The sequence below is a fragment of the Pedobacter frigiditerrae genome, from assembly GCF_004331645.1.
GTDB classification, from domain to species: Bacteria; Bacteroidota; Bacteroidia; order Sphingobacteriales; family Sphingobacteriaceae; genus Pedobacter; species Pedobacter frigiditerrae.
Genome location: NZ_SJSK01000001.1, coordinates 675,903 through 688,997, shown reverse-complemented (window position 1 = coordinate 688,997; position 13,095 = coordinate 675,903). Strand labels below are relative to the sequence as shown.

Annotated in this window: 13 protein-coding genes and 1 pseudogene; 12 read left to right on the top strand and 2 right to left on the bottom strand. The window is 35.0% G+C overall.

Annotation, left to right across the window (positions count from 1 at the left end):
* Nucleotides 1–3: 3 nt before the first annotated feature.
* Complete coding sequence (gene rsfS / locus EZ428_RS02950) at nucleotides 4–378, bottom strand: ribosome silencing factor (protein WP_131551611.1); 375 nt, start codon at nucleotides 376–378, stop codon at nucleotides 4–6.
* A 43-nt stretch (nucleotides 379–421) separates the two neighbouring features.
* Here rsfS and EZ428_RS02945 point away from each other — a divergent pair, with 43 nt between their 5' ends.
* The 6 genes from EZ428_RS02945 (at nucleotide 422) to EZ428_RS02920 (ending at nucleotide 8,054) form a co-directional block, all read left to right on the top strand.
* Nucleotides 422–1,195 (top strand): biotin--[acetyl-CoA-carboxylase] ligase, encoded by a 774-nt coding sequence (locus EZ428_RS02945; RefSeq protein ID WP_131551610.1) that lies wholly within the window; start codon nucleotides 422–424, stop codon nucleotides 1,193–1,195.
* Between the two features lie 3 nt (nucleotides 1,196–1,198).
* Nucleotides 1,199–1,648 carry a protein-disulfide reductase DsbD N-terminal domain-containing protein gene (locus EZ428_RS02940; RefSeq protein WP_131551609.1) on the top strand — a complete coding sequence of 150 codons (450 nt, stop codon included), beginning with the start codon at nucleotides 1,199–1,201 and terminating at the stop codon, nucleotides 1,646–1,648.
* A gap of 54 nt (nucleotides 1,649–1,702) precedes the next feature.
* Nucleotides 1,703–2,146 carry a protein-disulfide reductase DsbD domain-containing protein gene (locus EZ428_RS02935; protein ID WP_131551608.1) on the top strand — a complete coding sequence of 148 codons (444 nt, stop codon included), beginning with the start codon at nucleotides 1,703–1,705 and terminating at the stop codon, nucleotides 2,144–2,146.
* A gap of 96 nt (nucleotides 2,147–2,242) precedes the next feature.
* The gene (locus EZ428_RS02930) at nucleotides 2,243–3,940 is read left to right on the top strand and encodes a protein-disulfide reductase DsbD family protein (protein ID WP_131551607.1); all 1,698 of its coding nucleotides are present in this window, start codon (nucleotides 2,243–2,245) and stop codon (nucleotides 3,938–3,940) included.
* A 1-nt stretch (nucleotide 3,941) separates the two neighbouring features.
* Nucleotides 3,942–4,925 (top strand): 6-phosphofructokinase, encoded by a 984-nt coding sequence (gene pfkA, locus EZ428_RS02925; protein WP_131551606.1) that lies wholly within the window; start codon nucleotides 3,942–3,944, stop codon nucleotides 4,923–4,925.
* A gap of 162 nt (nucleotides 4,926–5,087) precedes the next feature.
* Nucleotides 5,088–8,054, top strand: a complete 2,967-nt coding sequence (locus tag EZ428_RS02920; RefSeq protein ID WP_131551605.1) for a VIT domain-containing protein — start codon at nucleotides 5,088–5,090, stop codon at nucleotides 8,052–8,054.
* 235 nt (nucleotides 8,055–8,289) lie between these two features.
* On the opposite strand, the gene EZ428_RS02915 is transcribed toward EZ428_RS02920, so the two are convergent.
* Nucleotides 8,290–8,808, bottom strand: a complete 519-nt coding sequence (locus EZ428_RS02915) for a 5' nucleotidase, NT5C type (RefSeq protein ID WP_225870984.1) — start codon at nucleotides 8,806–8,808, stop codon at nucleotides 8,290–8,292.
* Between the two features lie 149 nt (nucleotides 8,809–8,957).
* Between EZ428_RS02915 and EZ428_RS02910 the strand changes: the two are divergent.
* From EZ428_RS02910 to trmD, 6 genes and pseudogenes are all read left to right on the top strand, one after another.
* Nucleotides 8,958–9,488: pseudogene (locus tag EZ428_RS02910) on the top strand (30S ribosomal protein S16); the annotation flags it as partial.
* Nucleotides 9,489–9,702: 214 nt separating this feature from the next.
* Nucleotides 9,703–10,230 carry a ribosome maturation factor RimM gene (gene rimM / locus EZ428_RS02905; RefSeq protein ID WP_131551603.1) on the top strand — a complete coding sequence of 176 codons (528 nt, stop codon included), beginning with the start codon at nucleotides 9,703–9,705 and terminating at the stop codon, nucleotides 10,228–10,230.
* A 37-nt stretch (nucleotides 10,231–10,267) separates the two neighbouring features.
* Complete coding sequence (locus EZ428_RS02900) at nucleotides 10,268–10,912, top strand: hypothetical protein (protein WP_131551602.1); 645 nt, start codon at nucleotides 10,268–10,270, stop codon at nucleotides 10,910–10,912.
* Nucleotides 10,913–11,054: 142 nt separating this feature from the next.
* Nucleotides 11,055–11,936, top strand: a complete 882-nt coding sequence (locus EZ428_RS02895) for a hypothetical protein (protein WP_131551601.1) — start codon at nucleotides 11,055–11,057, stop codon at nucleotides 11,934–11,936.
* Nucleotides 11,926–12,126, top strand: a complete 201-nt coding sequence (locus EZ428_RS02890; RefSeq protein ID WP_131551600.1) for a helix-turn-helix transcriptional regulator — start codon at nucleotides 11,926–11,928, stop codon at nucleotides 12,124–12,126. Before EZ428_RS02895 ends, EZ428_RS02890 begins: the two co-directional genes overlap by 11 nt.
* A 120-nt stretch (nucleotides 12,127–12,246) precedes the next feature.
* The gene (gene trmD, locus EZ428_RS02885) at nucleotides 12,247–12,921 is read left to right on the top strand and encodes a tRNA (guanosine(37)-N1)-methyltransferase TrmD (protein WP_131551599.1); all 675 of its coding nucleotides are present in this window, start codon (nucleotides 12,247–12,249) and stop codon (nucleotides 12,919–12,921) included.
* Nucleotides 12,922–13,095: the final 174 nt, after the last annotated feature.

Genomic DNA, 13,095 nt, shown 5'->3' with positions numbered 1-13,095 from the left:
TGGCTATGCACTTTTGTAAGAGGTGGCTTCTGCATCGCCCCATAAATCTTCAATTCCAAAAAACTCACGTTTTTCGGTTTTAAAAATGTGTACTACAATATCAAAGTAGTCTAAGATAATCCATTCGGCGTTTTCCTGACCTTCTTTATGCCAAGGACTTGTTTGAGTTAGTTTATAGATTTCATCTTCAACACTATCAGCAATTGCTTTTACTTGTGTGGAAGAATCTGCATTGCAAACAACAAAATAATCAGAAACAGAACTATTTAGTTCTCTTAAATCTAAACGAACAATGTCATGCCCTTTTTTTTCTTGTATGCCTTGTACAGCTATTTCAGAGAGGTATGTAGAAAGATTTGCGGTTTTCTTTTTTACCATTAAAAATTTTTAATTTTGATAATCAACAAATATAAATCAACACTTGCAAAATAACACTTTTTCAACATTATTTGTTGGTCAAAATCTTATCAAATTATTAGCGGTTGATTCTACTAATACTTTTTTAAAGAATTTGGTGTCAAAATCCGAGCCATTACCCGAAGGAACTGTAATTATGGCAGACCACCAGTTTGCAGGAAGGGGTCAACAAGAAAACACCTGGCAAGCAGAGCCAGGAAAAAACCTAACCGTAAGCATTTTATTAAAGCCAAAATTTTTACCGCTTAACAAACAGTTTTTGTTAAATATAGCCATCAGCATTGCCATAAACAAAGCTTTATCTAAGTATGTGCCTGTAGGAATAACTATAAAATGGCCAAATGATATTTACTATTTAAATAAAAAATTAGGCGGCATTTTAATAGAAAACTCAATTGTGGGCAATGCCATTAAAACTGCCGTTATTGGCATAGGTTTGAACATTAACCAACAAGATTTTTCAAATGAATTGGCTTCTAAAGCAACATCGTTACATCAAATTTTACAGGAAGATGTTAATTTAGCTGAGCTGTTGAGCGAAATTTGTAGTCAAATAGAAAGTTTATACCTACAACTAAAAACAGGGGCACATGCTTTTTTAACAGAAGCTTACGTTCATAAGTTGTATAAAATTAACATTCCGTCAATGTATCGCCACAATGGCGAGATTTTTGAAGGTATAATTTTAGGAATAACAGATTTAGGATTGCTTAATGTTATGAGAGACGAAAAAGTAACCCAGTTTAATTTTAAAGAAATAGAATTTTTAAACCCATAAATAATGAAGAAAGCAATTTTAATTTTGACGTTAATGTTTTTTAGTGCAGTTGGAGCTTTTGCCCAATTGGAAAATCCAGTGAGCTGGTCTTATAAAGCAACAAAAATTAGTAAAACAGAAGCGATAGTCTATCTAAAAGCCACTATAGAAGATGATTGGCATATCTATTCTCAAAATATAAAACCGGGCGGGCCAAATAAAACCGTATTTACCTTTACACCATCAAAAGACTTTTCATTAGTTGGAAAACCAAAAGAGCCAAAACCAATTACAAAATTTGAAAAAAGTTTTAAGATGGATGTTTTGTATTTCGAGAACGAAGTTATATTTCAACAAAAGGTAAAGTTGAATAAGGGAACAACCGTAGTTAAAGGACAGGTGGAGTTTATGGTATGTAATGACAAACAATGCTTACCACCCAGCGAAGTAACGTTCAGTATACCTGTTAAATAAAACAATAAAATTTATGGAAGTCTCGATTTATCGGGACTTTTTTTATTTAAAAATATGAAGAGAATAATTCTATTCGCGGTTTTGATTTTCGCATTTACAAGGGTTGATGCGCAATTGGAACAGCCTGTCTCTTGGACGTACCTAGCTAAAAAGGTAAATAAAAATGAAGCAACGTTATATTTGAAGGCTAAAATGCAAAACCGATGGCATATTTATTCCTTAGATGTAAAAGGTATCCCTGCTAAAACAAGCTTTAGTTTTTCACCATCAAAAGATTACATTTTGATAGGAAAAACCATAGCACCAAAACCTGTTTCTAAGTTTGACAAAATTTTAGAACTTAATTTAACTTATTTTGAAAATGAAGTTGTTTTTGCTCAAAGAATAAAGCTTAATAAAACATCAACAATAGTTAAGGGGAAAGTAGAATTTATGGCTTGTAATGATAAGAAATGTTTACCTTCTGATGAAGTTGCTTTTAGCATTCCAGTGAAATAAAAATGTAATACCAATGCAATGTAAATAACCCTAAAGCTTACATTAACCGTCATTAATAAAAAGATTTATTAATTTCACCCCCTTTACAAAACAAGCATGAAAAAAATAGGATTACTGATATTACTTATCGGTGTTTTTTTGGTTTTACAACCCGCCTCAAGTTACGCAATCAAACTGCAAACAGATACAACTACAAAAGTAGAAGATGATGGATTTACAACCGTTGGCTCTGCGGAAGATAGCATAGCGAATAGCAAGGTAGCGCCTGTAGCTACAGATACTGTAAAAAAGGATACGGCAGCGGCAGCAAAAACAGGAGGTGTACAAAAAGAAAAAAAGACACTTACACTATGGGAAACCTTTATCAAGGGGCTCTTGGGAGGGTTTCTAGGGTTTTTGATGCCATGCATTTTTCCAATGGTACCTTTAACCGTTAGCTACTTTATGAAAAAGGGAGGAAGTAGACAAAAAGGAATTGCACAAGCAATAATCTATGGGCTTTCAATTATTGTGATTTATGTTGGGGTTGGATTATTAATTACAGTGTTATTTGGATCAGCAAAATTAAACGAGCTAAGTAGTAGTGGTACATTTAACATTTTGTTTTTTATTCTGCTGGTCATTTTTGCAATATCATTTTTTGGGGCGTTTGAAATAACATTGCCTAGTTCTTTTGTGAATAAGATTGACCAAAAGGCCGATACGACTAAAGGATTGGGTGGGCTGTTTTTCATGGCCGCTTCTTTGGCATTAGTATCCTTTTCTTGTACCGGCCCAATTATTGGAACACTGTTGGTAGATGCAAGTTCAAAAGGTGAATTACTTGGGCCAGCAGTAGGAATGTTTGGCTTTTCACTTGCATTAGCCTTACCATTTACCTTATCAGCAATATTTCCAGGCTTTCTAAATAATATGCCAAAATCTGGCGGTTGGTTAAATAGCGTAAAGGTTTGTTTAGGATTTTTAGAGCTTGCCTTAGCATTGAAGTTTTTATCTTCTGCTGATTTGGTATGGCATTGGGGTTGGTTTGATAGAGAGATATTCTTGGTGTTGTGGATTGTTATATTTACCATGATGGGATTCTATCTTCTTGGTAAACTACAGTTTTCACATGATAGCCCATTGCCTTTTATTTCTGTGCCAAGATTACTACTTTCCATAGTTTCTATTGCATTTGCCGTTTATATGATTCCTGGCTTATGGGGAGCTCCAGTAAGTGTTTTAAGTGGGATTGCACCACCAATGCATACGCAAGACTTTATCTTAAGAAGTGGTTCAACAGAAGCTACAAAAGCAAGCGCAGCATTTCCTGCAAAAGTTAAATACAGCGAAGTTCTACATCCACCCATTGGTTTTAATGTATTCTTTGATTTAGATGAAGGGCTTGAATATGCAAAAACGGTTGGCAAACCCGTAATGTTAGATTTTACAGGATGGTCATGTGTAAACTGTAGGAGAATGGAAGACGATGTTTGGATCAATCCAGAAGTTGGCAAATTAATTAAAGAAGAATATGTGCTTATCCAACTTTATGTTGACGAGCGTAAAGTTAAAATGCCGGCGAATAAAGTTCATTATTCAAAATATTTGAAAGGTGATACTGATGATTTAGGAAGATGGAATCAAGATTTACAAGCAACAAAATATGGGTCTAATTCGCAACCTTATTATGTGTTGGCAGATCATAATTTAAACCCATTAGTTGAGCCTCAAGGAGCAATTTTTGATGCAAAAGAATATGCAGCATATTTGCAAAGTGGCATAGACCAATTTAAATCAGCAACAAAAAAATAAAATGAGTACAATTAAAAATATAGGCGTTTTAACCTCAGGTGGCGATGCTCCAGGGATGAACGCTGCTATTAGGGCTGTAGTTAGAGCTAGTTTATACCACAATTTAAAAGTTACCGGAATCTTAAGAGGATATGAAGGATTAATCCAAGGAGATTTTTTTCCTATGGATGGAAAGTCTGTAGCCAACATTATCCAACGTGGGGGGACCATATTAAAAACTTACAGATGTGATGCTTTTCGTACTAAAGAAGGCAGAGCCCAAGCCTATAAAAATTTAAAAGAAAGTGAAATTGATGCCCTCGTAGTAATTGGTGGAGACGGAACTTTTAGAGGAGCGGACATCTTTTCCCAAGAATTTGATTTTCCTATAGTTGGTTTACCCGGTACAATTGATAACGATTTAATGGGTACCGATTTCGCAATTGGTTATGACACTGCAATAAACAATGTTGTTAACGCCGTTGATAAGATTAGAGATACTGCCGAATCGCATGATAGACTTTTCATTGTAGAAGTGATGGGCAGAGATTCTGGATTAATAGCTCTAAGAAGTGGTATTGGCGTTGGTGCCGAAGCCATCTTAATTCCAGAGGCAAAGGTTGGCTTACCCCAATTATTCCACAGAATAGAAACCGGACGTAAAGATAAAGCTTCAAAAATTATCATCGTAGCAGAAGGCGATGAAGGAGGTGGTGCATATGTTGTAGGCGAAGCATTAAAAGAGAAATTTCCTAAATACGATATTCGCATTTCTGTATTAGGTCACATACAACGTGGTGGCAAACCAACCTGTATGGACAGAGTTTTGGCAAGTCGCCTAGGTGTAGCCGCTGTAGAAGGGTTGTTAGAAGGAAAAACTGATGTAATGGTGGGTCAGATAAATAAAGAAATCGTTTTTACGCCATTTTCTCAAACCACCAAACACATAGACGCAGAAAAAATTACACCAGCTTGGTTAAGGTTGGTAGAAATACTTTCAATGTAAGAGAATAAATTAAAAAATGTAGCCGCAGAAGAGCAGATTTAAACTGTTTTCTGCGGTTTTTTTATTGCATATCATCTACTCATTTCTAGGTATTTTATAAAAAGTTTAACTAACATTTGTGAAATAGCTGTAGGTTTCGCATCAATAGTAAAACTTACAGCTATGAAACTTTCCATATCCTCTCTTTTAATATTGCTACTATTTTCATTTCTGGGCAATGCCCAAATGCCTGTTCTCAAAATAAAAACAGCTAATGCACAACAAGAATCGGTTAATTTGCAAAAACTGAATGTCGATGTTCAGATAACTGGAAACATTGCCAAAACGGTAATGACAATGACATTTTACAACAACAGCAATCGTGTTTTAGAGGGAGAATTAACTTTTCCAATGCCAGAGGGCGTAACCATTAGCCGTTATGCATTAGATATTAATGGAAAAATGAGAGAAGCTGTTCCTGTAGAAAAAGCAAAAGCTACAGAAGTATTTGAAAGCATTGAGCATAGAAGAGTAGATCCAGGGTTATTGGAAAAAGTAGAAGGAAATAACTTCAGGACAAGAATTTATCCAATGCCAGCAAAAGGAACAAGGACAATAATTGTTGGTTATGAAGAAGAACTGAAATTTGATAAAAGCAATGTTTTACTTTATCATTTACCTTTGGATTATAATCAGGCAATTGCCAATTTTACACTCAAAACTACAGTATTCGAAAGTCTTGTTAAGCCGGAATTACTTGAGCAACCAGACGGAAGTTTTAGCTTTAAAAACGTTGGAAATACTTATTTGGCGGAGATGAAAAAAACAAATTATCAACCTCAAAAAGGAATAACAATAAACCTGCCTAAACTTACAAATATTCCAGAAGTGCAAATGCAAAAAGCAAGTAGTGGATATTATTTCTTGGTTAATGTTTTCCCGAAAGAGCAAAGCAGACCACGAGTGTTGAATAATCAAATAGGTTTAATTTGGGACTGTTCTTTAAGTGGCCTACAAAGAGACCTTAAAAAAGAATTAGCCTTATTAGAATTGCTTATCCAACAAAAACAAAACCTTACCATCAATTTAGGATTGCTAAATAATACCTTTAAAAATGGCGGTTCATTTGTAATAACCAATGGAGATTGGACTTTATTAAAGAAGAGATTAGAAAACATCGTTTATGATGGAGGAACTAATTTTAGCTCAATTAATCAACGGGCTTTGATAGGAAATGAATACATTTTCTTTACAGATGGCCTTTCTACCTTCGGCAAAAACACGGTTTTCCTAAACAAACCAATCCATACCATTAATTCATCAAACAAAGCTGATTATAGTAATTTGAAATACATCAGTTTAAAATCTGGCGGTGAATTTATAAACCTAAATAATACAAAAGTTGAAGATGCTTTTAAACAATTGAATGTAGAACAACTGCAATATTTAGGCATCAAAAATAGCGGAGAAGTTCGTCAAACTTATCCATCTATGCATGTTAATATAACAGGGCATTTAGCCATTGCAGGTATTTTAAGTCAATATAGCACGAGTATTGTGTTGCAATTTGGCTATGGAAATATGGTTGTGAGTGAACAGACAGTTCGTCTAGATCCTAATGCACAAGCTTTAAGCTCAATTGATGTGAGCAGAATCTGGGCTCAAAAGAAAATTACAGAAATGGATATCCAATATGAAATTAACAAAGTTGAGATTAGCCAATTGAGTAGACAATTTGGGATTGTAACTAGAAATACCAGTTTAATTGTATTAGAAAGTGTTGATGATTATTTAAGGTATGACATTGTTCCCCCAACAGAATTAAGAGCGCAATACGACGTAGTTGTTAAACGTCGTAGGGCGGATATTTTAGAACGCAAAACTGATTTAGTTAATGATGCCGTAGCAATGAGTAAAGTTTTAAAAGCTTGGTGGAATACTGATTTTAGTCATCCTCCAAAAAACGACCAGGTTAAATTTCCATCACCAGTTGTTGTTCACGATAGTGCAGCAGCAGAACCTGTGGCTGTTGGGAATGCTGGAAATGCGAATAGAATGGCAAATCAACAAACTCAAGAGGTTATGCTTAGAAGGAGAGAAGCTCAGGCAAGTAAAACCAGTAACGATAACACTCTTTATGAAGTGGTAAGCTCTGCACCCGTAAATCAAGCTTTATCTGGAAGAGTTGCCGGAGTTTCAGTAAGCTATTCATCCGCAAAAGTAGTAGAACAAGCTGTAATTATTGTTCCAGAATTTAAAAGCGATAAGGATTACATGAAGTCTTTAACAGGAACAACAAAAGAAGCTTATGAAAAATACCTAGCGATTAGGCCACAATATTTAAGCACGCCAACATTTTATTTTGATGTAGCCAACTGGTTTTATCAACAGGCAGATAGCACAAGGGCGCTAACTATATTAAGCAACATTGCTGATTTAGATTTAGAAAATGCAGATTTATTTAAGGTACTTGCTTACAAGCTTAAACAAACTAAAGAGTATAGGTCAGAATTATATATAACAGAAAAAATATTGCAATGGCGTCCGATGGATGCGCAAAGTTACCGCGATTATGCTCTGGCATTGGCCGATAACGGTGCTTATCAACAAGCGTTGGATAATTTATGTAAGGTACTGACTCAAAGTTATAATACTCAAACATCTGATAGAGATGATGGTATTGAAGAGATTGTGATTGCGGAAATAAATAATTTGATTGCCAAATATGGAAGTTTATTAAACACAAAAGGAATAGATAAACGATTAATTCAGCCATTACCTGTTGATATTAGAGTAGTATTAAATTGGAATAAAAACGATACAGACATTGATTTGTGGTTAACAGACCCTAAAGGCGAAAAGTGTTATTATAGCAATCAAAGTACGGCTATCGGGGGTAGAATAAGTAATGATTTTACTGATGGTTATGGTCCGGAGCAGTTTATGCTTAAAAAAGCAATTAAAGGAAGTTATAAAATTGAAGTAGATTACTATGGTGATAGACAGGTAAGCATTGGCGGACCAACAACTGTTACCGCTGAAATTTACACCAGATATTCAACAGGGAAACAAGAAAGAAAAATAATCATAATTCCGCTAGAAGAAGGAAATAAAAACAAAGGGCATTTGATTGGAGAGTTTAAATTTTAGGAGAAGGAAAAGTTGTGGAGATTCTAAGTCTTTAGTCGGAAAAACTTAAATAGCAGCACGGGTTTCCGTTAATAGGTGGGATTGGAGTGATATCCTTTCCCCCCCCTTTAGGGGTTTTAGGGGAAAAGATTTAGCAAAAAGCCCGACTAAAGGAGTTAATTGCAGATGCTTTCACTCCCATTCTTAATATAGCATTAAGATGCCCAGTCAAGCTGAGCATGACGAAGTTTAACGCCTACATCAACTTATCTAAAACTTGTTGCCAATTATCTACACGTTCATATTCCGTCAATAAAAGGTTGTGGGGTGATGTAAATAACAATGTCCTGCCCCTAAAATCGATGAAGTTTTTAGCTCTATCGTCTATCATTACATCAGTGTTTACAATTTTTTCACCGCAAAATATGATGTTTCTCCAGCCTATAAAGGGAAAATGTTCGGCTAGCCAATGATATTTGTCTTCTAATGAATTTGGAAATTCCATTGCTGCAGAAACGATATATACTTCGTGTTTTTCTTGTAATTTCTTTACGGCTTTAACGCTTCCTTCAATTAACTCTAAATCTCTAAAAAAGCCTTTTTCATTAATATAATCGAACCATTTATTATTAATGTGTTCTGGAATATGCTGATAAATCTCATTGCCAGCTTCTATTTTTAAATCTAATGGAATGCCGTAATCGCGGTTATAAAGTTGAATAAATTTTTTAATGGGGTCGGCTAAGACTTCGTCCATATCTATGGCTATTTTCATAATTGTAAATATCCAAATTTGCTATTGTAGTAATGTTATTTGAATATAAAATAATGCAGTTTGCTAGTTATTAGTATTTTACTTACTTTTGCATCCCCGCAAGCACGAAGCTCCGGGAACTATGTTGAATACATAAACTTAAAAGAAAAATGGCAACTAAAATCAGATTGCAAAGATTCGGTAAAAAAGGGAAACCTTTTTTCCACGTGGTAGTAGCGGATTCTCGTTCTCCAAGAGATGGTAAATTTATTGAGCGTTTAGGTTCTTACAACCCAAACACCAATCCTGCAACTATCGAAATTAACTTCGACAAAACTTTAGACTGGGTAAACAAAGGTGCACAACCAACCGATACGGCTCGTGCTATTCTTTCTTACAAAGGTGTTTTATACAAAAAACACTTACAAGGTGGAGTTAAAAAAGGTGCTTTAACTGAAGAACAAGCAGATGCTAAATTTGCTCAATGGTTAGAAGCTAAAGGTGGCCAAATCGAAGGTAAAAAAGAAAGCTTAAGTTCTACTAAAGGTGAAGCTAAAAAAGCTGCTTTAGCTGCTGAAGCTAAGAAAAATGCTGACCGTGCTGCTGCAATTGCATTGAAAAATGCACCTGTGGCTGAAGAGGTTGTTGAAGAAGAAGTAGTTGCTGAAGACGCTCCTGCTGCTGAAGCTGCAACTGAAGAAGTGGTAGCAGAAACTCCAGCTGTTGAAGAAACTGCTGCTGTAGCTGAAGAGGCTCCAGTTGCTGAAGAAACTCCTGCTGTTGAGGCTTCAACTGAAGAAGAGAAAAAAGAAGGAGCATAATCATAGATTTGTTTTAACTTATGATAGCGTTCCGAGTTTCGGGACGCTATTTTTATTTAACCCACCCCTAAATCCCCTAAAGGGGACTTGAAATATGATAAAAGAGGAAGCGTTTTATATCGGTTACATTACTAAAACCAAAGGCTTAAAAGGCGAGGTACAATTGTACTTTGAGTTTGATGCTTATGAGGATTTAGATTTGGATGTGGTTTTCGCTGATATGAACGGCAAGATGGTTCCGTTTTTTGTAGAGTCTCATAAACTGTATCCAAATAATACTGGGCTTTTTTATTTCGAAGACCTAGACCATATAGATAAAGCTCAAGCCTTGGTTAAAAAGAAAATCTATATGCCTTTAAGCAAAATGCCCGAACGCGATGAAGATGATTTTGGTTATGAAGATTTAAAAGGATTTATAGTTACTGATGAAACACAAGGTGAATTAGGCGAAATACTAGAAGTTCACGAATATCCTCAACAATTTGTTGCTACCCTACTTTATAAAGAGAAAGAAATTTTGTTCCCTTTAAATGAAGATATGATTATTGAAATTGATGAAGACGAGAAAACTTTACTGGTAGATTTGCCAGAAGGATTGCTCGACCTTTATTTAAATGCTTAACCTATAAACATTGATGCGTTTTAAACGTTCTATTGTTATGAAACGCCTAATATCCTTTAGCTTATTGTTGTTTGTTTTCTGGGGTTGCAACAACCCGAAAGAAAGCAAGAAAGAAATGCCCTCATCAACTGTTGATACTTCTTCTAAAGTAGAAGCGCCAAAAGATGAAGATGGTTTAAGTCAACAGGATTCAGTTAAAGCTACAGGAAGACAAATTCTGGCCTTTTTAGAAGAAAACAATTATTCCGAATTAGTTAAATACTTTTCGAGCGAAGGAGTTCTTTTTTCTCCTTACGGATTTATAGATTTTGCTAAAAGCAAAAGGTTAACACCAGATGATTTTTTAGAATCAATCAACAAAAAGTGGATTTTAACCTGGGGGAGTTACGATGGAACAGGCGAGCCCATTAAGCTTTTAGTTCCTAGCTATCTTAAAAAGTTTGTATATAATGCTGATTATGTTAATGCCGAAGCAGTAGGTTTTGACCAAATCATGAAACAAGGTAATTCGCTAAATAACCTAAAAGCAATTTATCCAAATCATCATTTTATTGATTACCACTTTAGTGGTTTTGACCAAAAAAACAACGGAATGGACTGGACAAGCCTTAGGTTGGTCTTCGAAAAAACTGATGGCCAATATTTTGTGGTTGCCATCATCCACGACCAGTGGACTATTTAAGCGCTTTTTAAGACTTTATGTAAAATATTTTAATCTTTTAGTAAAAAATACTTGACATTAATGACAAATATGTTTTACATTTGTTCAAACAAACTTGATGCGCAATCTTGTAGTCTAATGTAGAACTTAAAAAGATTTAAAAATGAAAAGTAAATTCCTGTTTCCAACGTGGTGTGCTATTGTTGGTTACTTATTGGCAATCCCAGGGTTTATCTTGGGTTATTTATATACCATAAATAAATATGAAATTCCTGGTTTTGGGTTTAAGATGCGAGAAAGAAATGACCTTTTTCAACCATCATTTGAAAACTTTACAAATGAACTGGCAATTTTTTTAGTAGTAGGCGGATTGATTTTGATTGCATTTTCTAGAAATAAAGAAGAAGATGAATTAAGTGCAAAATTAAGATTGAACTCGCTTTATTGGAGTATCATGATTTATTATGTTCTCTATATCATAGGTCTTTTATTTAGTATAACCATCGGTGAAATTCCATTTATTGGTGAGCATGCTTCAGAATTAAATTTATTTACGCCATTAGTCATTTTCATAATTCGATACAATTATTTGATGCATGTTAACAAGGAGAGCTATCTTATGTCACAACCAAAATTTTTGCCCAATTCGCCTTATCGGAAAATTGGCATCTTTCTTTCGCTCATAAGCTTGGTGGTATTTATTTTAGTAACGGTAATCAAAACAAAAGATTTGTCAGACACTTTTTCTTCTTCCGCTTACCTAGGTTTAGTAATTGGGTTTATGCTTTGGACTTTTTCGCGAAACAGAATTGAAGATGAAATGGTGATGCAACAGCGATTGGAGAATTTGCAATTAGCAGTATATTTTAATTACAGTGTTCTTCTTTTAGCAACCATTCTGTTTTATTCATTAAACTTTTTACTCGTTCTATTATTTGCGCAGATATCATTACTACTGTTTTTTATTATCAGAATGGAATTTATCAAATACAAAAACAATAAATTATTAAATACTTTTGAGGGAGGAATGAGTTATGAAAAATAATCTAAGGGTGCAAAGAGCAATAAAAAATATAACTCAAGCCGAACTGGCAGATTTAATTCAAGTTTCTCGTCAAACCATTAATACCATAGAGTCTGGAAAATACGTTCCATCAACTGTGTTAGCTTTAAAAATGGCAAAGGTTTTTAATGTTCCCGTTGAGGAAGTTTTTCAATTGGAAGAAGGAGATTAGATGTAAGATGAAAAAGGGAAGACGGAAAATGTGCTTGGAGCTAAATTATAATTAACACTAATTCCCCCACGTTAAGCACATCTTCCTTTTTACATCTTCCATTTTCCATATCTTTGCAACATGCGTTTCGATATCATTTCCGTTTTACCAGATTTATTGACAAGTCCTTTTGCTCATTCTATTTTACAGCGGGCACAAAAAAAAGGAGTAGCAGAAATTGTGGTGCATAATTTAAGAGATTACGCCACCAACAAACAGAAAAGTGTAGATGATTATCCTTATGGTGGTGGTAGCGGAATGATCATGTCTGTAGAACCTTTTGCGCTCTGTATAGAAAAATTACAAAACGAAAGAACATACGATGAGATTATTTTCATGACACCAGATGGTGAAACTTTAAATCAGGGAATTGCAAATCAGCTTTCGATCCAAAAAAACATCATCATTTTATGTGGGCATTACAAAGGAATTGACCAGCGCATAAGAGATATTTATGTAACTCGTGAAATTTCTATTGGCGATTATGTTTTGTCTGGAGGAGAATTGCCTGCTGCGGTTGTGGTTGATACTGTCGTGAGGTTGGTGCCTGGCGTTTTGAATGATGAAACTTCTGCGTTATCAGACAGTTTTCAAGGAGATTTGTTAGATGCACCTCTATACACGCGACCAGCGGAGTGGAGAGGGCATAAGGTTCCCGATGTGTTGTTAAGCGGGCACGAGGCAAAGATAAACGAGTGGCGCCACGATGAGGCGGTTAAGCGGACACAAGAGCGTAGGCCAGACTTGCTGAAGTAAGTTGAGCCGTTATTTGTGGAGTTGTGGAGTCGGCCAAATCATACATCTTAACACCTCGGCATGTACACAATTTAACCCCATCATATTGTGGAAAAATCGCCATTTGTTAAAAAATAAATTTATTTTGAACTTCACTTTTATTTTTAAAATAAAATTCCTAATATTGCAGTCCGA